The organism is Paracoccus contaminans, from assembly GCF_002105555.1.
GTDB lineage: Bacteria > Pseudomonadota > Alphaproteobacteria > Rhodobacterales > Rhodobacteraceae > Paracoccus > Paracoccus contaminans.
This window is the reverse complement of record NZ_CP020612.1, coordinates 1898135-1920327: the sequence shown is the minus strand read 5'-3', so window position 1 is coordinate 1920327 and position 22193 is coordinate 1898135. Positions and strand designations below refer to the sequence as shown.

Here is a 22193-nt window from a genome sequence, read left to right as displayed (position 1 = left end):
CGGGCCGCACGCCTCGGGCCTTGTGCCCCCGGGTAGCCGGACCAGGCCTGACCCGGCAGCGGCAGCGGCAGCGGTAGCGGTAGCGGTAGCGGTAGCGGTAGCGGCAAAGGCAAAGGCAAAGGCAGGACCTGCCGCAGCCCCGGCCCAAGCCCCGGCCCAGGCCCAGGCCCAAGCTTGCTGCCGCATGAAGCCCTTGCATTCCCCGACGCCACCCGCTACCTGCCCCGCACGGTCGGAGCGTAGCGCAGCCTGGTAGCGCACCTGCTTCGGGAGCAGGGGGTCGGAGGTTCGAATCCTCTCGCTCCGACCATTTTCCCGATTGTCGATTTCAGGTAATTTGTTTTTTTTGTCGTTGAAGTTGTCCCTTGAGGGGCGCTGGTTGGACAAGTTAGGTAAAAGGCGAGGCTCCTCATCCCTCGGACGCAATGGTCCCAAAGCTTACGTGCCGCACCTGCTGAGTTCCGGTGTAGCCCTTTCAGGCAGCGATGCGGACTTGGAGTTCAGCGGCTTTACGTTCGAAGACGCGCGCCATGGGCCGCTAGGCCACCAGTTTCACGCAGTTCAGCTTCGTTTCGACGCGGCTTCGGACGTGGTTTCCGCTCTGTCCTCGCTAGAGGAACAACCTAGTTATTTCGACCGTCGCAGTGCTTAGGTCCGTGCGACCGCGCGGGCGATCGCTGCCTTCCAGCGTTCGGCGTTCTTGCGTAGCAGGACGACAGGTTGTGTCGAAGGCCGCTTCTGCGCGTCCGACAACACGTCCGAGTCGAGCACAATTATGAAAGGTCTGCTCCTTTCCCAGGAGCCGGGGCGCGCTTGATGGACAGATCATCGCCGATGAGCCCGTGATCTGCGAACCGTGCCCGCAGTTTCTGTCCGAAGCCGCCGGTGTGCTTGGCGACGTATGATCCGATCAGGATCGAAGGAACCTCGGCCTCCACGCTGCGACGTTGCTGTTGGCCTTCTGGCGGAGGTGATCATGAACCTCAGCCGACAGGTTGCGAATCGTTATGTTGCCCATCGTCATCCTTTCAGATTGACGGTTCAGATACCGTGCAGCGGGTTATCAACGCTGCGTTTCGTCCTCGATAAGTCGACGGCCGCACTGTGCCTTGTCAAATACGGCTTCGCTCTCGGAATTCAATCTGACCGCGCGGCGAGCGGGTCTTGCCTTCCAGCGCGTCATTGCGAAGGCGCTTTGCGAACTGATGTGCGTCTGTAGGCTGGGGATATACAGTAAACCGAGATAAATAAGCTGGGATCCTGACGTGCGGAAAGTTGAGACGTGTCCGGAGTGACCAAGCATTATTACGCCCATTCCGGCCGTTCTGCCGACAGATCGGACTGGCAGGAACTGCCGGACCATCTGGAGGCAACGGCTGCCTTGTCGGCAGAGCGTGCGCAGTTTATCGGCCTGGGCGCTGCGGCGGCGCTGGCTGGCCGCTTCCATGATTTCGGCAAATACGATCCTCGCTTCGACCGCGTGCTGAACGGTGAAAACGTCCGCGTCGAGCATTCGACCGCGGGCGGGGCATTCCTGCTGGCCCATGCGCCGCCCGCGATGCGCCTGGTGGCCGAGGTGCTGGCCTATGCGATCCTTGGCCACCATGCCGGGCTGCCTGACCGTCTCGGGGCCGAGGGCAGCCTTGCGCGCCGGCTGGAGCAGTTCGTCGATCGGGTTCCTGCCGGGATTTCCGAGGCCACCACCGTCGATCTGACCCCGGCCGGGCACGAGTTGCGCGCGCTAATGCGGCCAGGAACGGCAGGGTTCGATCTGTCGGTCGCGGCGCGGATGATCTTTTCCTGCCTCGTCGATGCCGATTTCCGCGACACGGAACGCTTCTATGCGCGCCTCGACGGTCTGGTCCACGACCGCGATTGGCCGACGCTGGCGGCGCGGCTGCCCGACTGGCGCGCCCGGTTCGACGCGCATATGGCCGGTTTCGCCGCAGACAGCGACCTCAACCGCTTGCGGGCCGACATCCTGGGCCACGTGCGCGGCGCGGCCGGGATGGCGCCGGGGCTGTTCACGCTGACCGTGCCGACCGGCGGCGGCAAGACGCTGGCCTCGCTGGGCTTTGCGCTGGACCATGCCGCGCGGCATGGGCACCGGCGGATCATCTATGCCATCCCCTATACCTCGATCATCGACCAGACGGCAAAGATCTTTGGCGACCTGCTGGGCGACGGGGTGCTGGAACACCACTCGGCCATCGAGGAGGAGCGCCTCGAGAAGGGGGACCGCGAGAAGCGGCATCTCGCGATGGAGGACTGGGCTGCGCCGCTGGTCGTCACCACGAACGTCCAGTTCTTCGAGAGCCTGTTCGCCGCCCGCCCCGCACGCTGCCGCAAGCTGCACAACATCGCGGGCTCGGTGATCGTGCTGGACGAGGCGCAGACCCTGCCGCGCGAGCTGCTCCTGCCGGTGCTGCGGATGCTCGACACGCTTTGCGCGCACTACCGCTGTTCGGTGGTGCTGTGCACGGCGACACAGCCCGCCTTCGACAGCCGCCAGCTTGGCCCCGGCGGGCTGGCGCTGCAGGGGCGCGAACTGGCGCCCGACCCTGACGCGCTGGCCGCGCGGCTGCGCCGGGCGCGGATCGTGCAGGGCGGCGAGATGGACGACGACGCGCTGCTGGCCGGGCTGGCGGCGACGCCGCAGGGCTTTGTCATCGTGAACAGCCGCGCCCATGCGCTGGACCTTTACCGCGCCGCCCGCAGGTCGGGGCTGGAGGGGGTGATCCACCTGACCACCCGGCAATACCCGGCGCACCGGCGGGCGATTATCGCCGAGATCACCCGGCGGCTGGCGGACGGGTCCCCCTGCCGCCTGATCGCGACCAGCCTGATCGAGGCGGGCGTGGACCTGGATTTCCCGAAAGGCTGGCGGGCCGAGGCCGGGCTGGATTCGATCGTGCAGGCCGCCGGCCGGGTGAACCGCAACGGAAAGCGGCCGGTCGAGGACAGCACGCTGACCGTGTTCCGCGCCCCGGACCGGCCGATCCCGCGCGAGATCGACACGCTGTCCAAGGTCGTGCGGCGGATCGCCGCGCGCCATGCCGATTTGCTGGACCCGGCCGCGATCCGCGACTGGTTCGAGGAGGTCTATTGGGGAGCCGGTCCCGACAGGCTGGGCCAGCCGATGGTGGCCAGCATGATCGCCACGCCGTCCGACACCAATTTCCGGTTCCGCAGCACGGCCGAGGCGTTCCGCATAATCGAAACGACGATGTTGCCGGTCATCGTGCCGGGCGATGACGAGGCGCGTGCGTGGGTGGAGAAGCTTGGGTTCGAAGCCGTCCGCTCGGGTCAGATCGCCCGTGCCTTGCAGCCCTATGTCGTGCAGGTGCCCGCGACGGCCCGTGCCCTGCTGGTCGGCAATGGCCATGCGTCGTTCCACGCGCCCGCCCTGCGCGGCGACCAGTTCTGCGTGCTGGACGATCTGCCCCTGTATCACGCCGACAGCGGGCTGTGGTGGGAAGATGCGGAGTATCTCGCCAACGAGGCGTGCCTGATCTGAGAGCGGCGTCCCGCGCGGGCGGGGCGCCTTTAGCCCTCAGGACTTACACCGAAATGTTTCAATCCACGCGGCTGGCCGCGACTCGATTCTGAGCCGTGACTATGGAGGCTCTTCAAGCACGCGAGCCACCAAGCACCCTGCAATGAGGGCAAATACCTTCCGCCGCGTTACCTGCATCATCTCACCTCCTTACCTGCCATAGGCTTGCTTACACTGAAATGAACTTTCAAGATCGTTGGGAGGCCATGAATATCTTGCGGAAGCGAAGCTCTCGCTTAAAGTGGAAGTGCGGAGGGATCGGATGGCATACGGGATCAGGCTGCACGTGTGGGGCACGCACGCCTTGTTCACCCGGCCCGAGATGAAAGTCGAGCGCGTCTCCTATGACGTCATGACCCCCTCGGCCGCGCGCGGCATTCTCGAGGCGATCCACTGGAAGCCGGCGATCCGCTGGGCGATCGACCGCATCCATGTGCTGCACCCGATCCGCTTTCAGTCGATCCGCCGCAACGAAGTCGGCAGCAAGGCCTCGGCCACCCTCGCCAGGCGGGCGATGCACCGCGGCGACCTGGGGGGTGTGCAGTTACTGGTGGACGAGGACCGCCAGCAGCGCGCCTCGAGCGTGCTGGTCGCGCCGTCCTATGTCATCGAGGCGCATTTCGATCTGACGCCCCGCGCCGGGGCCGAGGACAACGAGGGCAAGCACCTTGACCTGTTCAACCGGCGCGCCGCTCGGGGGCAGTGTTTTCACCAGCCCTGCCTGGGCACGCGCGAGTTCGCGGCGCATTTCGCCCTGATCCCGCCGGGCGCGCCGTTGCCCGAACGCGATCCCGACACCCTGACCGTCGAGCACGGCTTCGGCACGCCCCGCGACCTCGGCTTCGTGCTGTGGGACATCGACCATGCCGCGCCGGGGCGCCCGTCGCTGTTCTTCCGCGCCACGCTGCGCGATGGCGTGCTGGACGTGCCCGCCCCCGGCAGCCCGGATATCCGCGGATGAGCCTGCTCGCCTCGCTGGTCCGCGCCTATGACCGCCTGCCCGACGCGCCGCCCTATGGCTATTCGGCCGAGAAGATCGGCTTTTGCGTGCTGCTGAACCCGGACGGGTCGGTGGCCGGGGTGGCGGACCTGCGCGGGGATGACAAGAAGCGCAGCCCGCGGGTGCTGCTGGTGCCGCAGCCGCCGATCAGGACCAGTGGCAAAAAGGCCTGCTTTCTCTGGGACAAGACTGCCTATTGCCTTGGGGTGACGGCCGGAAACGCGTCCCGCGCGCAAGAGGAACACGCCCTTTTCGTGGCAGACCACGAAAGATGGCTGGCCGATGCCGACGATGCCGGCCTGCGTGCCTTCCTTGCTTTCCTGCGGACGTGGACGCCCGACCGGTTCGGACCGCCGGACTGGGATCAGGATCTGGTCGATCAGAATGCGGTGTTCGCGCTGGCCGGGCAGCATCGCGCGGGCTTCATCCACGACAGGCAGGCGGCAAAGGCGATCTGGCAGCGGATCGGAGGCGAAAGGCAGGGTCGTCAGGGCGCCTGCCTCGTCAGCGGAGACATGGCGCCGATTGCCGATCTGCACCCCAAGATCAAGGGGGTCTGGGGCGCGCAGTCCGCGGGGGCCAGCCTCGTGTCCTTCAACGCCGAGGCCTATGAGTCCTACGGTCACGAAAGCGGCGACAATGCCCCCGTCTCGCAGGCCGCAGCCTTCGCCTATACCACGGTGCTCAACCGCTATCTGACGACGGGCAGCGGCCACCGCGTTCAGATCGGGGACGCCTCGACGGTCTTCTGGGCGGATTGCAGCGACGCCGAGGTGGCGGAGGAGGCAGAGTTCTGGGGTGGCGCCATGTTCGGCGAGCCGAGCAAGGCCGGCACCGCCGAGGACATGGCCGAGCGAAAGATCCAGGACAAACTGCGCGCCATCGCCGCGGGCCGGCCCTTGCGCGAGGTCGCGCCCCAGCTTGCGGAAGGCGTGCGCTTCTTCATCGCCGGCCTGGCACCCAACGCGGCCCGCGTGTCGCTGCGCTTCTACTGGGAGGGCAGCTTCGGGACACTCGCGCAGCATTACGCCGCATATTCGCAGGACGTGGCGATTGAACCGGCGCCGCAGCGGCGGCCGGTCTCGATCCGCGCCGCCACGCTGCGGACCGCGCCGGCCGAGCTTCACAACGGGACCGTCCGTTACGACGGCGAGCGGGTGTCCCGCCTGCTTGCGGGCGAGCTGCTGCGCGCCATCATCACGGGTGGACGGTTTCCAAGGGCGCTTCTGGCCCTGCTGGTGCTGCGCATCCGCAGCGACCAGGTGCTGGACCCGATCCGACTTGCGCTCATCAAGGGGCTGATCGTCCGTGACATGCGCCTGGACGGCCGCCTGCCGCGCCGCGCCGACGGCACCGAACAGGGGGATTATCTCATGTGCGCCGATCCAGACGATCCGAATGTGGCCCGCCGACTGGGCCGGTTGTTCGCCCTGTTCGAAAAGGCGCAGATGGCGGCGCTGGGGGACGGCATCAATTCCACCGTCAAGGACAAGTTCCTGGGCGCGGCCGCGGCGACACCGGGAAGGGTGTTCCCGGCGCTGTGTATCGCCGCAGAAAACCATCATCTCAAGCGGTTGCGCAACGGTCATTCCGACGCCCGCTGGATCAAGGACGCGGACCATGCACGCCGGGTCGCGGCCGGTCTGGGCCGCGAGATCGGCGCGTTGTGGGCCAGTTTCGCCGAGGGCCTGCCCGCCCAGCATTCGGCCGAGGATCAGGGGCTGTTCCTGATCGGATACTATCAGGAACGCTATGCGCGCCGCGATGCGGCCGAACCTGGACACGGGTCCGACCCCGACACCACACTTCAGGAGCAAGACGAATGACCCAGATCACCGGCCGCCACGACTTCGTCTTCCTGTTCGACGTTACCAACGGCAATCCGAACGGCGATCCCGACAACGGCAACATGCCCCGCATCGACACCGAGACCCAGAAGGGCCTGATCACGGATGTCGCGCTGAAACGGAAGGTGCGCAACTATGTCGAAATGCGCCACGCGGGCGCGCCGCCGTTCCGGATCTACATGCGCGACAAGGCCGTCCTGAACACCACCCACGGCGAGGCCTATTCCGCCCTGGGGATGAAGTCCGATCCCAAGAAGCTGCCCAGGGAGGAGGAAGGGCGCCGGATCACCCGCTGGATGTGCGACAATTTCTATGACATCCGCACCTTTGGCGCGGTGATGACGACCGAGGTCAACGCCGGTCAGGTCCGCGGCCCGGTTCAGCTGTCTTTTGGGGAATCGGTCGAGCCGATCCTGCCGCAGGAGGTGACGATCACGCGATCCTCGGTCACGAACGAACGCGACGCCGCCAAGGAGCGGACGATGGGCCGCAAATACATCGTCCCCTATGGGCTTTATCGCTGCCACGGCTTCGTGTCGGCCAGCCTTGCCGGAGACTCGACCCGAGGCACCGGCTTCTCGCAACCAGACCTCGACCTGCTGTTCGAGGCGCTGGCGAACATGTTCGAACATGACCGCTCGGCCGCGCGGGGCGAGATGACGACCCGCCGTCTGATCGTCTTCCGCCACGCCAACGTGCTGGGGAACGCGCCCGCGCATGCGCTGTTCGAGCGGGTGCGCATCGGCCGCAACGTCGATGGCGAGTTCAGGCCGCTGGACGACCGCGGGCTGGGGAACCTGCCGCCGGCCCGCAAATACGGGGACTATATGATCCAGATCGACCGCGACGGCCTGCCCGAGGGCGTCGAGATCCTCGACCTGGTCTAAGCATCAGTCGCGCGGAACGTCGACGTACCCCACGGAAATGGATAGTCGACACGAGGCAAACGGCGAAGATCTTCTTAGTATGTGCACCATCTACGGCGCCGTAGTAGGTGGAGTGGGCGGAACTAAAAAAACCGGACACGCTGCAACGTGTCCGGCTTCCGCAGACCAAGGCGGACTTGGTCTACCTGCTCGCGCGAGTATGAGCATAACCACGTCCGCCTCCCTGATCAACGCGGATACATGCCGCCACAAGGAGACTGACAATGTTCGAAATCCACAAAAGCGCGCAAGGTTACTGGTGGCGCCTGAAAGGGCGCAACGGCGAGGTACTCTGCCATTCAGAAGTTTACACCGCCAAGCAGAGCGCGCTGGATACGATTGCGACCGTGAGGCAGATCGCGCCGACCGCGCCAATCCGCGACCTGTCATAAGAGTGCGGAGGAAACGCTAGGCGGCGTCTCGTGTTTCCTCTCGTCGTCACCAACGAATGCTGGCACTGGCCAGTCCGAAAAGGCGACGTGGATCGAAACTTAGTCTTTGAAGCGTCGTGGCAAAAGCCCCGCACGGCAGGCGGTTCGCGCAGAATCGCCTGCCCTGATCGGCGCCTGCGCCGAGCGCGGCATCACCATCGTGCTGCTGGACCGCGCCGGCCGCTTTCAGGCGCGCGTCGAGGGACCCGTGTCCGGCAACGTCCTGCTGCGCCGCGCCCAGTATCGACTGTCCGATGCGCCCGAGGACGTCGTCCGCTCGCTGGTCATGGGCAAGATCGCCAACCAGCGCGCCGTGATCCGCCGGACCCTGCGCGACTATGGCACCGAGATGGACGAGGCCATGCGCAGCGCGCTTGACGCCGCAAGCGACCGCATGGCGATGATCCTGCGCCGGGTGCAGCTGTCCGACCGCAGCGTTGACCTGATGCGCGGTTCCGAGGGAGAGGCCGCGACGCTGTATTTCGGCGTGTTCGACCGCCTGGTCCGCTCGCCCGACCCCGAGCTGCGGTGGACCGCACGCTCGCGCCGCCCGCCGCTCGACCCGCTGAATGCGCTGCTGTCGTTCCTCTATACGCTGCTGACCCATGACTGCCGGTCCGCCTGCGAAGCGGTCGGCCTTGATCCGGCAGTCGGCTTCCTGCATCGCGACCGGCCCGGCCGCCCCAGCCTCGCACTCGACCTGATGGAGGAGCTGCGCGCGCCCCTCGCCGACCGGCTGGCGCTGTCGCTGGTCAACCGCCGCCAGCTGCGCGCCGCCGATTTCCGGCGCATGGACGGCGGCGCCGTCCTGCTGACCGACGAGGCCCGCCGCACCGTCCTGACCGCCTGGCAAGAGCGCAAGAAGGAGGAGCGTCTGCACCCGTTCCTGCAGGAAAAGGCGCCCTTCGGCCTGGTCCCCTATCTGCAGGGGCAACTGCTGTCGCGCCATCTGCGCGGTGACCTCGACGCCTATCCTCCCTGGTTCTGGAGCTGAGATGCTGGTCCTTGTGACCTACGATGTGCAGACGCTGGACCCCGCTGGCCGCAAGCGCCTGCGCCAGGTGGCCCGCGCCTGCGAGGACTATGGCCAGCGCGTGCAGTTCTCGGTGTTCGAGATCGAGGTTGATCCGGCCCAGTGGGCACGGCTCAAGGCCCGGCTGGAGTCGATCATCCGGGTGGATGTGGACAGTCTGCGCTATTATTATCTGGGTGCGAACTGGACCCGGCGGGTCGAGCACGTCGGCGCCAAGCCTGCGAAGGACTTAGGCGGGCCGCTGATCCTGTAGCCTTTGCGAACCCAAAGCGTGTCGCCTTCCATGCGGGGGTTCGCAAGCACGGATTTCGACTGGAGTAGCGCAACAAATGCCCAAGGTGAGCAGCTGGTCTGACTATGTCAGTCGTTGGAGCGGCAGGATTCGCATCTAGGAGAGTATTATCCCGTGCCCATCAGGGTGATAGGGGTGGGGGAGTCGCCTCCCGCAGGGGGGCGTGGATCGAAACAACCCCGACGCGGGCATCAAGGTCACTGTCGCCAGGTCGCCTCCCGCAGGGGGGCGTGGATCGAAACGCCCGTCGAAGATCCGCGAAATCGTCGGCCAGCGTCGCCTCCCGCAGGGGGGCGTGGATCGAAACATCGACCGGCAGCGGGTCGTGCAGATCGGGGCTCCACGTCGCCTCCCGCAGGGGGGCGTGGATCGAAACCGCGCACACCACCGCTCCAGATCGGGCCGTCCTTGTCGCCTCCCGCAGGGGGGCGTGGATCGAAACATTATTCCGCCCGGCCCGGACTGCCGCGCCGATGTGTCGCCTCCCGCAGGGGGGCGTGGATCGAAACGCGTCCGGGTCTCGGATGATCTCCATCAGCCGCGGGACGTGTCGCCTCCCGCAGGGGGGCGTGGATCGAAACGCGTCACTGGCCTTGTAGCGCCCCGGCGCCCCGGTCGCCTCCCGCAGGGGGGCGTGGATCGAAACTTGCCTCTCAGATAAAGGGCAGAGGCGCTCTTGCCGGTCGCCTCCCGCAGGGGGGCGTGGATCGAAACTCTTGATCGGCGGGGGCGCAAGGCTCTCGCCATCCGTCGCCTCCCGCAGGGGGGCGTGGATCGAAACGGTCCACCAGGAGGCCGATGAGGAAGGGAACAAGTGGTCGCCTCCCGCAGGGGGGCGTGGATCGAAACCATCTGAGCCAGAAAGGCTTGCCAAGCTAGTTGAGGCGTCGCCTCCCGCAGGGGGCGTGGATCGAAACGGCGCGCCGATAGCCCAACCGCGACAGGTCATGACGTCGCCTCCCGCAGGGGGGCGTGGATCGAAACTTGGGATCGTCGGGCTCCAAGCCCTGCTCCCTAAGGTCGCCTCCCGCAGGGGGGTGGATCGAAACGTGGTGGTAATGCGCCCCATTTTAGCGGGCCGCAACCCTAGTACTCCGGCTGACCTGTCACCGGTCTCTCGTCCAGCGGCCACTTGAGCCCGGTCGTCGCCGACGCTGCGGATTGAGCAATCTGCCGGAGCGCGGAGCTTCCATCTGGCGCAGCGGGGCGGGCGATTGCGGGGTTCAGGTTTGCGGCGAGGCCGACCGGGTCTAGTGAGCTAAGGCCGAGTGGGGCCTTTCGGGGCTCTGTTGCACAAGCGTCGAGATGCTCGTCAAGGCCGCATGCCACAATATCGTCACTCGCGGCATTCATCTGATCGCGCTGGTGGGTCGCTGCTTTTCGATCGGCAAGGTGGTGTGCGCCCGGTCGACGTTGGCAAAGCCCCACATTTGCCTGCGGAAAACGACCCCGCCCGGCATGACGCGGTGCCTAGTACATCGCGCCGGTCTGCGGGCGGATATCCTCGCCGATGGCACAATCCGCTGCGGGCACCAGGGCGTTCGGCCGATCGGACTGACCGTGCAGGCTTGTCGCTTGTAAATTGTCAACATCGGCTTGCATTGGGCTGCTGGGCCCGGCTTCCCGCTCAATCCCAGGAGATCGGCCTGAAAGCGCAAGTCCGCCTGGCGCCCTCTCGTCTCACTGCAGCCGAGTCTGACCGACAACGAAGATTGGAAAACAGGCCAGCTTCGACTGCAACGGCGGATGCAAGTCGTCGATTCAAAAGACAGAGAAAGGACAAACTGAGCTGGAACCGAGACCGATTGTCGATTCCAGTGGTGTTTGTCTTTTTGGTGCTGCAGTTGTCCTAGATGGATCTGCAGGTCCGCCAGGGTTTCAGCCTTTAGCAGTGGCGCTCTCTCAGGCCGGACGAGGGTGGTGTCCCGCCGTATGGAGCTGACGCCCGACGGCTATGCTTGCGGCCCGGCGATCATTGAGCGCTACCACTGGGGCGTGCGCATCGCGGGGTGCCATGACCCGACCTTCCAAGTGGCCCACGGCATTGATGCAGCCGATGCCCAGCAAAATTAACACCGGGCGGCGGCGGGCCAGCGTTTAGCGTGGGCTTCGACATCGGCCACGAGGTGTTCAGGATGAAGGCCGATGGCGACTGCCTCGACCTGCGCCGGGCAGACCGGCTGACCTGCCAAAGAACTTTCATCCAACGGCAACTTGAGCCGGCTCTTCCCCTGCACGCGGTAACCGATGCCAAAAGGCACCTGCTGCGGTTCTGGATGACGGCAGGCCAGGTCAGCGACGACACCGATGCCGCGGCCGGCATCTGGCGACACGGCCATCACAGGCCGATTTGCCCAGACTGACGGGCGCCCCTGCCTGGGTCGCCCGCCAGCCAATGGCATCAGCGCAAGTTCACTTCGGCACGTAGATCGAATCCCCGCGATAGATGCGGTTGGGGTTCACCACATGACCCTTGTTCGCCTTCAACAGAGCTTCAAAATCCCAGCCGTTCTTCTTGGCGATGTTCCACAGGCTGTCGTCGTCCTGGACCTTGTACAGGCGGAACATGCCTTTCTCGACAGAGGGGTTGATCCGCCCGACCTTGTCCATCGCGCCCATCTCCATCGGATAGGTACGGACCAGGTCGGTCCGGACCCAGCCGACAAGTTCCTTGTCGTCCTGCGACAGGCCGACCACCTTCTGCCATTCCTGGCCCTTGGCGTCGAAGCGTGTCTCACCCCAGGTTCCCAGGAACGCGGTACCCTGATACGCGCCGATCTTTTCGCCGTTCGGGGCGCTGCGGACGTTGATCCCTTCCATCGGCTGAACGACCAGCCGGGTCTTGAGCTTCTGCGGAGCAGGCGCCGTCGGCTTGCGCGGACCAGCGAAGTCGTCCATCCCCGTTGCCCGCGCCAGCGTCGCCTCGGCGGCGATGACCTTGTCCGCCCCGAACTTGAACGGCAGCTGAACGTGATAGCCGTCCCGGTCGATGCGCGATTGGTCATGCTTCATCGGCCGACCGACGGCCGCCTCGGCCGCGTCGACCGAGCCGAGCACAAGCAACGGCATAACCGCAGCGGCCTGGCCGCGACTGATATCATCGATCTTCCAGACGTCGCGGGTCATGTCGCGCCGACCCTGAATGGTGCCGTCCTGGAACGGCATCATCTGCCGCGGTCCCAGGTCGGGCGACAGGTCGGTCAGCCGCACATCCACGGGCGTTCCCGGCTTGGCTTGTGCCGTCGCCAGGACCTGCGGGGTCAGTTTGGTGCCGGGTGCCAGCGAGATCTGGCTGGACATGGTCACCACGCGCGATCCCCGGTCGTCGATCACGTCCAGGCTGGGCTGACCCATCCAGTTGGAGGGCAGCTTGGCCTTGCCGGCCAGCGGCTTTTCCTTGTTGGAATCGATCCGGCTGATGTCCATTCGGTCGATGATCTGCGGCGGGATATCGCCCTGTTGGTAATAATAGGTACGGCGCGCGGTGAAATTCAGGTCCTTGCGACCTTCCAGAGCGCCGTCCTGCTTGACTTCGACGCCCAGCGGCTTGGCCTTCCACAGACCCAGCTTGCCTTCAGCAGCAACCCGGCTGGGCGCGGAGGATGCGAAGGACTGCGAGAAGAGGTTTTTTTCAAGGAAGCGCAGGTCGGCTTCGGTGACGCCGGCGGCGTGCATCAGCTCGGGGTTGACCCCACCCGCAAGGCCCAGCGGATTGGCCATCGGCAGCACGCCGCCTTCCATCACCCCGGCGACTGCCAATCCGACGGGGTTGCCGGCCAGCGCGCGGCGCAGGTAGTCGTCGGCGAGATCAGCGGTCTGCACGCGCTCCAGGATCACCGCGGCCCGAGCCGCGTCGGCCTTGCTGCGAAAGCTGTATTCCATTGCGTGGGACAGCTGCGCGCCGCTTTCCCGCTTGAGCTTGCCCTCGGCCTCGCCCCCCGGCAACTGCTTGATGTGCCCGGTTTCGGCCTTGCCGCCAAGCTCGGCACCGGCGCCGACCATGGTCATCTTGTCAAAGCGCACGATATAGATCGCCGCTTTTCCAGTGCCTTTCTGGCTGACCCGGATCGTATGGCTGGTCTGATCCTTGAGGTTCACCGCAAGGCTGCCGTCAAGACCCGGCAGATCCTTGATCTTTGGAATCTTCTGCAGCAGTTTTTTCACTAGGCCGCTTCCGACCGACAGGGTCAGCTCGCCCTTGATTTCCTGAAGATCGCGACGGAACACACTGTCCTGGTTGTCATGCAGCCGACCGACCTGCTGCTTCCAGTCCTGCGGCTGACTGATCGAATCGACCAGCCTGACCAAAGAAGGCGCCAGGCCCCGCAGCTGATCGTTGATCACGCGGCGGGCCGTGTCCACCAGCCCTGACCTGCCGGCATCGGCACGCGGCGGGCTTGGACTGACAGTCGGGTTCACGGTCGGCATGGGTGTCTCCTGATGGCAAGGCGCAGCAACGATTTGCGCAGGCTTGTTATGGTTTCGTGACGCGCCGGGCGCCGAAGGCTCAATATTTGTTAAGAGGGCATGGGCGGCCGAGGGGCCTGACCCTCTCTGCTCAGCGGATCTACCTTGCCAGACAGATCTCAGTCGCCCACTGTCGTACTGATCGAAAACCTTGGCAGTCCCGGCATGATCGCCTGTTTGGCTGAAAGCCGCCTCTGTGTCCAAAAGGGCGGCCTGAGCTACTCGCCCTGCATGGCCAAGTTCCGGGATAAGTGAACTGCTCTCTGCTGCTGACCGATTACGTCTTTGGACGAAGTTCCGCGACCGACCGCTGCTGAAGATGACGCCGCCGCCAGCCAGACTCGCGCCATGACCCTGCAGGCTCTCAAAACGCCTTGCCCGTTGGGTTTGAACAAGGCCCCCGGCTCGAGGCGTTAGTCCCCTTGGTCGGTCAGCTTGCCCCAGGGCACCAATGCTGGACAAGTGCATCGCAACAAAGGTCTGGCCTTCCTGTCTTCACGCGGCCGAAGCAAAAGCGGATCAGATTGCGGCCGGAGCGAGGGGCCGCAATAACGGTCGCCCAGCCTCGCGCCGGGATCGGAGGGTGCGATGAGACTTGTGCGCAGACTTGGCCTGATGACCCTGCCGCTGTGCCTCGGCGGAGTGTGCCTGGCCGCCTCGCTGACGCCCAGCCTGATCCCGCGGGGCTGGCTGACGCAGGGCATCCTCAGCGGGGTGGTCATGGCGATCGGCTATCTGATCGGCCGAGCCGGGGTCGCGCTGTGGCGCGGGCTCGGACTGCCCGAGCCGTCGGGGCGAGCGGCGCGGATCGGGCGGCTGGCCGCCGGCCTGCCGGTGGCGGTCCTTCTGGCGGTTTGCCTTGGCTTTGCCAGGCACTGGCAGAACGGAATCCGCGTCCGGATGGGGATGGGCCCGGCCGAGGGCGGGCACACGCCGCAGATGATCGTTGTGGCTTTGGTGGTGTTCCTGCTGCTGCTGGCGCTTGGGCACGCGGTGCAATGGCTGTTCGACCTCGCCCGGCGCAAGCTCTATCGCGTCATGCCGCCGCGGGCCGCCAATGTGGCGGGGCTGGTGCTGACCGGGCTGGCGCTGGTCGTGGTCACGCGCGACGGGGTGCTGGACCATGTGATCGCGGCGCTCGACCGATCCTATACCGTGGCGCAGAACCTCTTCGCCGATGCCCCGCCGCGCCCGGCCATCATACGGACCGGGGGCGACGGCTCGCTGATCGACTGGGAGGCGCTGGGCCAGCCGGGGCGCGATTTCGTCACGGGCGGCCCCCATGCGGCGGCGATCGCCGCGTTTCGCGGGGCCCCGGCGCGCGATCCGATCCGGGTCTATGTCGGCCTCGCGCAGGCCGAAACGGCCGAAGACCGCGCCCGGCTGGCCGTGGACGAGCTGATCCGTCAGGGCGGCTTTGATCGCGAGGTGCTGGTGGTCGCGCTGCCGACCGGGACCGGCTGGCTCGACCCCGGCAGCTTCGACGTGCTGGAATACATGCACGGCGGCGACGTGGCGAGCGTCGCGGTGCAGTATTCCTATCTGCAATCCCCCCTCGCCCTGATCCTGGAAACCGAGGCGGGGCTGGACCAGGCGCGTGAACTGATCCGGGCGGTGCGCGCGCACTGGACCACCCTGCCCCGCGACTCGCGTCCCCGGCTGTATATCCACGGGCTCAGCCTGGGGGCGTGGGCGTCGATGTACGCAACCGACCTCTTCGCACTGCTCGACGATCCCATCGACGGGGCGCTGTGGGTCGGGCCGCCATTCCCGTCCGCCTTCTGGCGCGAGGCGGTCGCCGCTCGCAACCCCGACAGCCGCTATGTCGAACCCAAGGTCAAGAGCAGGCGTCTGATCCGCTTTGCGACCCGTCTGGATCACGGCGGCGGCCCCGAGGGATGGGGCACCATCAGGCTGATGTTCCTGCAGTATCCCAGCGACCCCATCGTGTTCTATGACCCGCGGTCGCTGTGGCGGGCGCCTGCCTGGATGCGCGAGCCGCCGGCGGCGGATGTCTCGCCCGATCTGCGGTTCATCCCGATCGTGACGCAGTTCCAGCTGGCGCTGGACATGGCGCTGGCGACCTCGGCGCCTGCGGGCTTTGGCCATTCCTATTGGGCACCCGACTATATCGGGCCGTGGCGCGCCGTCACCGCCCCCGCGGGGTGGAGCGAGGCGGACTCGGCCCGCCTGAGGACGCGTTGCGACAACGGCTTTCAGCGCGGCTGCGACAACGGATGAGACGGGCAGCCGTCCGCGGGCTTGCGATCGTGGCGCTGACGGCGGCGCTGCTGGGCGGCAACACCTGGCGAAACTGGGCGCGCATGACGCTGGGGCAGGACACACCGCAGGCCCGTGCCGCGCTTCTGGCCCCGGCCTGGCGCATCGTCCCGGCGGAGGCAGCGCAGGGCGCGGTGCTGCTGTCGGGATGCGACGGGGTGCAAGACAACATGGCCCGATGGGCCGAGGTCCTTTACGCGCGAACCGGACGGTCGGCGATGATCCTGGACAGCCACGGCTCGCGCGGTCTCGACCGACTGGAGAGCTGGCGGCTGGTCTGCGCCGGTCAGCTGCTGCCGGGCGCGGAACGGGCGGGCGATCTGGCCGTCGCCCTGGCGCAAAGCCCCGACGGCGGGCAGACGATCCTTGGTGCCTCGCACGGGGGCTGGACTGCGCTGGAATTCCTGCGCCTTGCCCGGTCGGGCCTGGTTCCGCCCGGCCTAGCAGCTTGGCCGGCGCCGCCAGGCCGCCTGCTGGCCCGGGTCGGACAAGTGGTGCTGCTGTATCCGTATTGCGGCTTTCTCAACCGCGCGGGGACGGGGGACTGGACGGGGATGCCGCCGATCCTGCTGATCGCGGCCGAGCGCGACAGCATCGTCAGCACTCCGGACTGCCTTGCGCTGGCCGACCGACTGCGCGCCTCGGGCGCCCGGATCGAGGTGGTTGTGATGGCCGGGGCCGACCACGGGTTCGACCAGAAGGACAAGGCCGCCCTGTCCGCCCTGACCTATGACCCCGCAGCGACCGGGGCCGCCGAAGCGGCAGTGGCGGCGTTCCTGACAAAGCCACCGGAATAGCCGAAAGATCCAAATCCCACCGCGGACCGCCACGGGCGGCCAGTCCCGCCAAACATATGGCATCGCCCCAAGGGCGGAATGGCCGAGCGCCAATCCGGTGCCAGAGTGGTAAGGCTTCCGCGACAAGAGCCCCAAATGACGATCACCGATCTTCCGCCGCCTGCCGGGGCTTCGCGATTGCGGGCCCTGACCGGACTTGGCCCGAGGGACAGGACGGGCACCAAGCCGTGGCCCGACCAGCCGGGCTGCCAAAGACAAGGCCGTCGAGCCGGTGGACGGCGTTGTTCGCGAGTGTCTTCGCAGCGCGGTTGTCCTCGGCGCCGGTAAGGCGTCAGGTGCCGCCTGACCAATCGCCCATCAGCAGCGTGGCGCAACCAGAACCATGCGCAATTCGCGCATTGTCACAGCATGAAGCCTGCAATCCCCCTTTTGAAACTTGGGCGGCGAACGTGATCCTGGCGCCTCTGTGGTGCAGCTGCCCTATGATGCCTCCTAGTCCTGCGAAAGGATCACAGGGTCAGATCGGGATCAAACATCTTGGATGACCGATTGACAGGTCCCGCGATCAATTCCCCAGATTCAGAGCTGACACCACGATCTTGAGCCCGGTTGTCGCTGTCGCGATCGCGACTTCGCTGGGGGTGTCGGGATGCGTGACACACGGACAGGTCAATACCGCGACCGCGGAGCCGTCGGCGCCCAGCACAGGCAGGCTGATATCCGTGATCCCGACCACCTGCGCCGAGGGCGCCACGCGCAGACCGGCTGTCCGGATGCGCTCCATTTCCGGCTCGGCCTCGCCGATCCGAGCGAGAAGCCCGCTGCAACCCCAGGATTTCAAAGTCGCGGCCCGAGTTTCGGGATGCTGGAAAGCCAGGAGCGTCAGGCCCGATCCGGTTTCCAGCAGGTCGAGACGTGCACCGACCCTGGCGCGGAACTCCCAATGGGCCAGGGGTCCGGCCTGGGCGACGACCAGACCCGCTCCTTCCTCCGGAACGACAAGATGGCATGACTGACGCTGGTCCAGGGCGAACCGGTCCATGAGCGGCTGCGCCTCGACCGCCAGACGCCGCAGCGCGGGATGCCGCGATCCCAGGGCGAACAGCTTCATCGACAAGGCATAGCGATCGCCCCCGTCCAGCCGCGCGATGTATCGCCGCGCAGCCAGCCGTTCCAGCACCCGATAGATCTGCGAGGGACCGAAACCAAGGGCCTTGCCGATCTCGGCCCGGGTCAACCCGTCCGGACGGCTGGCCAGAAGCTCCAGAATGTCTAGGCCGCGATCGAGTGCCGGGGCCCTGTAGCGATCGTTCGAAACATGCATCTGGTTGTCTTCGTTCGGATCCATGCCTCACCCCCCGGTCGGGTCAAAGGGTACCCTGGCCCGGATTCAGGCTTGTCACAACCTTTCGTATATGAACATACTATTCATATACGCGCGCCGGCGTTGGGGGGAGACAAGATGCGGTTGCAGGGCAAACGGATTCTGATCACCGCGGCGGGCCAGGGCATCGGCCGGGCCAGCGCGCTGGCCTGTGCGGCCGAGGGCGCCCAGGTGCTGGCAACCGACCGCGATGCTGGCCTGCTGGCGGACCTGGCCGGACCGGGTCTGCGCACCGCGGCGCTGGACGTGACCGACCCCGACGCGATCGCGCGCGTGGGGGCCGAAGCGGGGGCGCTGGACGGGCTGTTCAACTGCGCCGGGTTCGTCCACCACGGCACCCTTCTCGACATCTCGGACGAGGACTGGGCCTTCAGCTTCGATCTGAACGTGACCGCGATGATGCGCCTGACGCGCGCCGTGCTGCCGGGGATGCTGGAGGTCGCGCGGCGGACGGGCAGCGCCTCGATCCTCAACATGGCCTCGATGGCATCCTCGATCAAAGGCTTTCCGAACCGCACCCTCTATGGGGCCAGCAAGGCGGCCGTGATCGGGCTGACCAAGGGGATCGCCGCAGACTTTGTCCGGCAGGGCATCCGCTGCAACGCGCTGTGTCCGGGGACGGTGGACACGCCCAGCCTGCGCGGCCGCATCGCCGCCGCCGCCGACCCGGTGCAGGCCGAAAAGGATTTCATCGCCCGCCAGCCGGTCGGGCGCCTCGCCACGGTGGACGACATGACGCCGATGGTCGTCTACCTGCTGTCTGACGAAAGCCGCTTCGTCACCGGCCAGACCATGCTGGTGGACGGGGGCGTGACCATCTGAGACGGTCTGGAACGTGTCGGGGAGGACGCGTGTGACGAGGATCGATGCGCATTGCCATGTCTGGCGGCTGGACCGCGGGGATTATGGCTGGCTTGAAGGGACCGGCGGGCCGCTGGCGCCTCTCCGCCGGGATTTCTCGGCTGCCGATCACCCCGGCCGGGCGGCGCTGATCCTGGTGCAGGCCGCGCCGACCGCGGCCGAGACCGACCACCTGCTGACGATCGCCCGAACCGACCCGCGCGTGCTGGGGGTGGTCGGCTGGGTCGACCTCGCCGCGCCGGACGCGGCCGAGGCCTTGGCCGCCCGCGCCGCCGATCCGCTATGCGTGGGCATTCGTCCGATGCTTCAGGATATCGACGACACCGACTGGCTGGCGGGCATGACCGGCGCGCTGGGCGAGGCGGCACGTCTCGGCCTGACCTTCGACGCGCTGGTGACGACGCGCCATCTGCCGATGCTGGCCCGCGTTGCCGCGGCGCAACCAGGCCTGCCCGTCGTCATCGACCATGCAGCCAAGCCCGGCACGGCAGACCGCCCCGGCTGGGCCGAGGGGGTGGCGGCGCTGGCCGCCCTGCCCCATGTCCACTGCAAGCTGTCGGGCCTTTTGACTGAACTGCCGCCGGCGGCGATGGACGATCCGCTGCCCACGCTGCGGCCCATCATGCGGCATCTTCTCGACACCTTCGGCCCCGAGCGGCTGATCTGGGGCAGCGACTGGCCGGTCCTGACCCTCGCCGCACCCTATGCGCGCTGGGAGGAACTGACCGAGGCGCTGCTGGCGGACCTGACCGGGGCCGAGCGGGCGGCGATCATGGGCGGCAACGCCGCCCGCTTCTACGGGGTGGCGCGATGAGCGATCTGGTCCGGATGGAGGGGATCGACAAACGCTTCCCCGGCGTGCACGCCCTGCGCGGCGTCAATTTCGACCTGCGCGCGGGCGAGGTTCACGCCCTGATGGGCGAGAACGGCGCCGGCAAGTCCACGCTGATGAAGATCCTGTCGGGCGTCTATCAGCCGAGCGGCGGGCGCATCCTCGTTGACGGGGCCGAGGCGACGTTGCCGGGGCCGAAGGCGGCGCAGGATCTTGGGATCTGCATCATCCATCAGGAACTGGCCCTGATGCGCGATCTGACCGCCGCCCAGAACATCTGGATCGGGCGCGAGCCGCGCCTGTCGCTGGGCCGGATCGACGAGGCGCGGCTGAATGCGGACGCCGCCGCGATCTTTGCCGACATGCGCAGCGCGATCGACCCACGCGCCGAGGTCGGCACGCTCAGCATCGCGCGCCAGCAGATGGTCGAGATCGCGAAGGCCCTGTCCTACCGCTCGCGCGTGCTGATCATGGACGAGCCGACCGCCGCCCTGACCGACGCCGAGATCGGCGAGCTGTTCGCCATCATCCGCAAGCTGCGGGCCGAGGGTGTGGGCATCGTCTACATCAGCCACAAGATGGACGAGATCAAGCGCATCGCCGACCGCATCACGGTGATGCGCGACGGCGCCTGTGTCGGCACGGTCGATGCGGCGGACACGCCGATGTCCACCATCATCTCGATGATGGTCGGGCGCGAGATTGCGGACGAGACCGTCTCCATCCCCGACCTGTCGGCCGCGCCGATCGCGCTGGAGGTGCGGGGCCTGACGCGCGGGCGCGCGGTCCGCGATGTCAGCTTCCAGCTGCGCCGGGGCGAGATCCTGGGCTTTGCCGGCCTCATGGGCGCGGGCCGGACCGAGACCGCGCGCGCCATCTTTGGCGCCGAGCCGGCTGAGTCGGGTGAGATCGCGGTCGGCGGGCGCAGCGCGACCATCCGGTCCCCGGCCGACGCGGTGGCGGCCGGCATCGGCTATCTGTCCGAGGATCGCAAGCACTACGGTCTGGCCCTTGGCCTCGACGTGCGCGACAACATCGCGCTGGCCAGCCTGCCGCGGTTCACCGACGCGATGGGCCACGTGCGCGACGGGCGGCTTGGCCAGATCGCCCGCGACTTCATCGCGCGCCTCGGCATCCGCACCTTGGGCGAGCGGCAGGAGGTGCGCCTGCTGTCGGGCGGCAACCAGCAGAAGGTCGTCATCGCCAAATGGCTGCTGCGCGATTGCGACATCCTGATCTTTGACGAGCCGACGCGCGGCATCGACATCGGCGCCAAGTCGGAAATCTATCAGCTGCTGGGCGATCTGGCGGCCGCCGGCAAGGCGATCATCGTCATCTCGAGCGAGCTGCCCGAATTGCTGCGCCTGTCTCACCGCATCGCGGTGATGTGCGAGGGGCGGCTGACCGGCATCCTGCCCGGCGGCGCCAGCCAGGAACATATCATGGCGCTGGCCACCCAGCGCGAGGGGGTATCCGTCCAATGACCGCAGTCACCGCCCGTCCCGCCCATGCCCACCGAAACCGCGCCGGCAGCGCGCAGCAAAAGCTGCTGGCCTTTGCCAGCCTGATCGTGCTGGTGGTCGGCTTCTCGCTGGCCAGCGCCAACTTCCTGACCGTGTCCAACATCATGGCGATCCTGCAGGCGACGGCGGTGAACGGAGTGCTGGCGGTCGCCGTCACGCTGATCATCATCACCGGCGGGATCGACCTGTCGATCGGCACGCTGATGACATTCTGCGCGGTCATCGCGGGCGTGGTGCTGACCTGGGGCGGGATGCCTTTGCCGCTGGGCCTTCTGGCGGCTGTCGGGACGGGCGCGCTGTGCGGCCTGATTTCGGGGGTGTTCGTGGCGCGGATGAAGATCCCGCCCTTCATCGCCACGCTGGGCATGATGCTGATCCTCAAGGGCCTGTCGCTGATCGTGACCGGGACCAAGCCGATCTACTTCAACGCAACGCCCGGCTTCACGACCATCGCGCAAGGCTCGCTGATCGGGCGGCTGGTGCCGGCCTTCCCGGTGCCCAACGGGGTGCTGATCCTGTTCGTTGTCGCCGCCCTGGTCGCCTGGGTGCTGGGGCGCACGGTGCTGGGCCGCTACACCTTCGCGCTCGGCTCGAACGAGGAGGCCGTGCGCCTGTCGGGCGTGAATACGGACGGCTGGAAGATGGCGATCTATGCCCTGTCGGGCGCGATCTGCGGCATCGCCGGCATCCTGATCGCCAGCCGCCTGAACTCGGCCCAGCCCGCGCTTGGTCAGGGCTATGAGCTGGAGGCGATCGCGGCCGTCGTGATCGGGGGCACCAGCCTGTCGGGCGGGCGCGGCACAATCCTGGGCACGCTGATCGGGGCGCTGATCATGTCGGTGCTGACCAACGGGCTGCGGGTCATGTCGGTCGCGCCCGAATGGCAGACCGTCGTCACCGGCGCGATCATCATCGTCGCCGTCTATGCCGACCAGCTGCGCCGCCGTTCGGCCGGCTGAGCGGA

Annotated in this window: 18 protein-coding genes, 1 tRNA gene and 1 CRISPR repeat array; of the genes, 17 read left to right on the top strand and 2 right to left on the bottom strand. The window is 66.9% G+C overall.

Annotated features, from left to right (window positions below; genetic code table 11):
- Positions 1–233 precede the first annotated feature (233 nt).
- From B0A89_RS09050 to B0A89_RS15455, 11 genes are all read left to right on the top strand, one after another.
- A tRNA-Pro gene (locus tag B0A89_RS09050) sits at positions 234–310 on the top strand.
- A gap of 972 nt (positions 311–1282) precedes the next feature.
- Positions 1283–3517: a CRISPR-associated endonuclease Cas3'' gene (locus tag B0A89_RS09045; RefSeq protein WP_240558484.1), complete on the top strand. Its 2235-nt coding sequence runs from the start codon at positions 1283–1285 to the stop codon at positions 3515–3517.
- Positions 3518–3878: 361 nt separating this feature from the next.
- Positions 3879–4517 carry a type I-C CRISPR-associated protein Cas5c gene (gene cas5c / locus B0A89_RS09040; RefSeq protein WP_240558482.1) on the top strand — a complete coding sequence of 213 codons (639 nt, stop codon included), beginning with the start codon at positions 3879–3881 and terminating at the stop codon, positions 4515–4517.
- Positions 4514–6382 (top strand): type I-C CRISPR-associated protein Cas8c/Csd1, encoded by a 1869-nt coding sequence (gene cas8c, locus B0A89_RS09035; protein WP_085377863.1) that lies wholly within the window; start codon positions 4514–4516, stop codon positions 6380–6382. The genes cas5c and cas8c overlap by 4 nt, the downstream gene beginning before the upstream one ends.
- Positions 6379–7290: a type I-C CRISPR-associated protein Cas7/Csd2 gene (cas7c, locus tag B0A89_RS09030; protein WP_085377862.1), complete on the top strand. Its 912-nt coding sequence runs from the start codon at positions 6379–6381 to the stop codon at positions 7288–7290. Before cas8c ends, cas7c begins: the two co-directional genes overlap by 4 nt.
- A gap of 263 nt (positions 7291–7553) precedes the next feature.
- Positions 7554–7721: a YegP family protein gene (locus tag B0A89_RS09025; RefSeq protein WP_085377861.1), complete on the top strand. Its 168-nt coding sequence runs from the start codon at positions 7554–7556 to the stop codon at positions 7719–7721.
- Between the two features lie 106 nt (positions 7722–7827).
- Positions 7828–8754: a type I-C CRISPR-associated endonuclease Cas1c gene (cas1c, locus tag B0A89_RS09020; protein WP_085377860.1), complete on the top strand. Its 927-nt coding sequence runs from the start codon at positions 7828–7830 to the stop codon at positions 8752–8754.
- Between the two features lies 1 nt (position 8755).
- Positions 8756–9046, top strand: coding sequence for a CRISPR-associated endonuclease Cas2 (gene cas2, locus B0A89_RS09015; protein WP_085377859.1), 291 nt, complete (start codon positions 8756–8758; stop codon positions 9044–9046).
- A gap of 182 nt (positions 9047–9228) precedes the next feature.
- Positions 9229–9934: direct repeats of the CRISPR family, unit length 32 nt; unit sequence GTCGCCTCCCGCAGGGGGGCGTGGATCGAAAC.
- Between the two features lie 456 nt (positions 9935–10390).
- Entirely contained in the window at positions 10391–10666 is a 276-nt protein-coding gene (locus B0A89_RS09010; RefSeq protein ID WP_085377858.1) for a hypothetical protein, read from the top strand.
- Between the two features lie 351 nt (positions 10667–11017).
- Positions 11018–11158, top strand: a complete 141-nt coding sequence (locus tag B0A89_RS14660; protein WP_157115301.1) for a hypothetical protein — start codon at positions 11018–11020, stop codon at positions 11156–11158.
- A 29-nt stretch (positions 11159–11187) separates the two neighbouring features.
- Positions 11188–11448 (top strand): hypothetical protein, encoded by a 261-nt coding sequence (locus tag B0A89_RS15455; RefSeq protein WP_085377857.1) that lies wholly within the window; start codon positions 11188–11190, stop codon positions 11446–11448.
- A gap of 49 nt (positions 11449–11497) precedes the next feature.
- Here the strand turns inward: B0A89_RS15455 and B0A89_RS09000 are convergent, their stop codons facing one another.
- Positions 11498–13513, bottom strand: coding sequence for a LysM peptidoglycan-binding domain-containing protein (locus B0A89_RS09000; RefSeq protein ID WP_169712153.1), 2016 nt, complete (start codon positions 13511–13513; stop codon positions 11498–11500).
- A 654-nt stretch (positions 13514–14167) separates the two neighbouring features.
- On the opposite strand from B0A89_RS09000, the gene B0A89_RS08995 reads away from it, so the two are divergent.
- A complete protein-coding gene (locus tag B0A89_RS08995) occupies positions 14168–15793 on the top strand; it encodes an alpha/beta hydrolase (protein WP_240558480.1) in 1626 nt (541 codons plus the stop codon).
- Complete coding sequence (locus B0A89_RS08990) at positions 15790–16629, top strand: dienelactone hydrolase family protein (protein ID WP_085377854.1); 840 nt, start codon at positions 15790–15792, stop codon at positions 16627–16629. Before B0A89_RS08995 ends, B0A89_RS08990 begins: the two co-directional genes overlap by 4 nt.
- A 565-nt stretch (positions 16630–17194) precedes the next feature.
- Here the strand turns inward: B0A89_RS08990 and B0A89_RS08985 are convergent.
- On the bottom strand, positions 17195–17977 hold the full coding sequence (locus B0A89_RS08985) for an IclR family transcriptional regulator (protein WP_085377853.1): 783 nt from the start codon (positions 17975–17977) through the stop codon (positions 17195–17197).
- A gap of 114 nt (positions 17978–18091) precedes the next feature.
- On the opposite strand from B0A89_RS08985, the gene B0A89_RS08980 reads away from it, so the two are divergent.
- From B0A89_RS08980 to B0A89_RS08965, 4 genes are read left to right on the top strand one after another with little or no spacing between them, the layout of a single operon-like run.
- On the top strand, positions 18092–18835 hold the full coding sequence (locus B0A89_RS08980) for an SDR family oxidoreductase (protein WP_085377852.1): 744 nt from the start codon (positions 18092–18094) through the stop codon (positions 18833–18835).
- Between the two features lie 31 nt (positions 18836–18866).
- Complete coding sequence (locus B0A89_RS08975) at positions 18867–19688, top strand: amidohydrolase family protein (RefSeq protein ID WP_085377851.1); 822 nt, start codon at positions 18867–18869, stop codon at positions 19686–19688.
- Complete coding sequence (locus B0A89_RS08970) at positions 19685–21190, top strand: sugar ABC transporter ATP-binding protein (RefSeq protein WP_085377850.1); 1506 nt, start codon at positions 19685–19687, stop codon at positions 21188–21190. The genes B0A89_RS08975 and B0A89_RS08970 overlap by 4 nt, the downstream gene beginning before the upstream one ends.
- Entirely contained in the window at positions 21187–22188 is a 1002-nt protein-coding gene (locus B0A89_RS08965) for an ABC transporter permease (RefSeq protein WP_085377849.1), read from the top strand. The genes B0A89_RS08970 and B0A89_RS08965 overlap by 4 nt, the downstream gene beginning before the upstream one ends.
- Positions 22189–22193: the final 5 nt, after the last annotated feature.

Coding starts and splice junctions, on each gene's coding strand:
- cas5c (WP_240558482.1), top strand. CDS start 3,879: ATGAAAGTCGAGCGCGTCTCCTATGACGTCATGACCCCCTCGGCCGCG.
- cas8c (WP_085377863.1), top strand. CDS start 4,514: ATGAGCCTGCTCGCCTCGCTGGTCCGCGCCTATGACCGCCTGCCCGAC.
- cas7c (WP_085377862.1), top strand. CDS start 6,379: ATGACCCAGATCACCGGCCGCCACGACTTCGTCTTCCTGTTCGACGTT.
- B0A89_RS09025 (WP_085377861.1), top strand. CDS start 7,554: ATGTTCGAAATCCACAAAAGCGCGCAAGGTTACTGGTGGCGCCTGAAA.
- cas2 (WP_085377859.1), top strand. CDS start 8,756: ATGCTGGTCCTTGTGACCTACGATGTGCAGACGCTGGACCCCGCTGGC.
- B0A89_RS09010 (WP_085377858.1), top strand. CDS start 10,391: ATGCTCGTCAAGGCCGCATGCCACAATATCGTCACTCGCGGCATTCAT.
- B0A89_RS14660 (WP_157115301.1), top strand. CDS start 11,018: ATGGAGCTGACGCCCGACGGCTATGCTTGCGGCCCGGCGATCATTGAG.
- B0A89_RS09000 (WP_169712153.1), bottom strand. CDS start 13,513: ATGCCGACCGTGAACCCGACTGTCAGTCCAAGCCCGCCGCGTGCCGAT.
- B0A89_RS08995 (WP_240558480.1), top strand. CDS start 14,168: ATGACCCTGCCGCTGTGCCTCGGCGGAGTGTGCCTGGCCGCCTCGCTG.
- B0A89_RS08990 (WP_085377854.1), top strand. CDS start 15,790: ATGAGACGGGCAGCCGTCCGCGGGCTTGCGATCGTGGCGCTGACGGCG.
- B0A89_RS08985 (WP_085377853.1), bottom strand. CDS start 17,977: ATGGATCCGAACGAAGACAACCAGATGCATGTTTCGAACGATCGCTAC.
- B0A89_RS08980 (WP_085377852.1), top strand. CDS start 18,092: ATGCGGTTGCAGGGCAAACGGATTCTGATCACCGCGGCGGGCCAGGGC.
- B0A89_RS08970 (WP_085377850.1), top strand. CDS start 19,685: ATGAGCGATCTGGTCCGGATGGAGGGGATCGACAAACGCTTCCCCGGC.
- B0A89_RS08965 (WP_085377849.1), top strand. CDS start 21,187: ATGACCGCAGTCACCGCCCGTCCCGCCCATGCCCACCGAAACCGCGCC.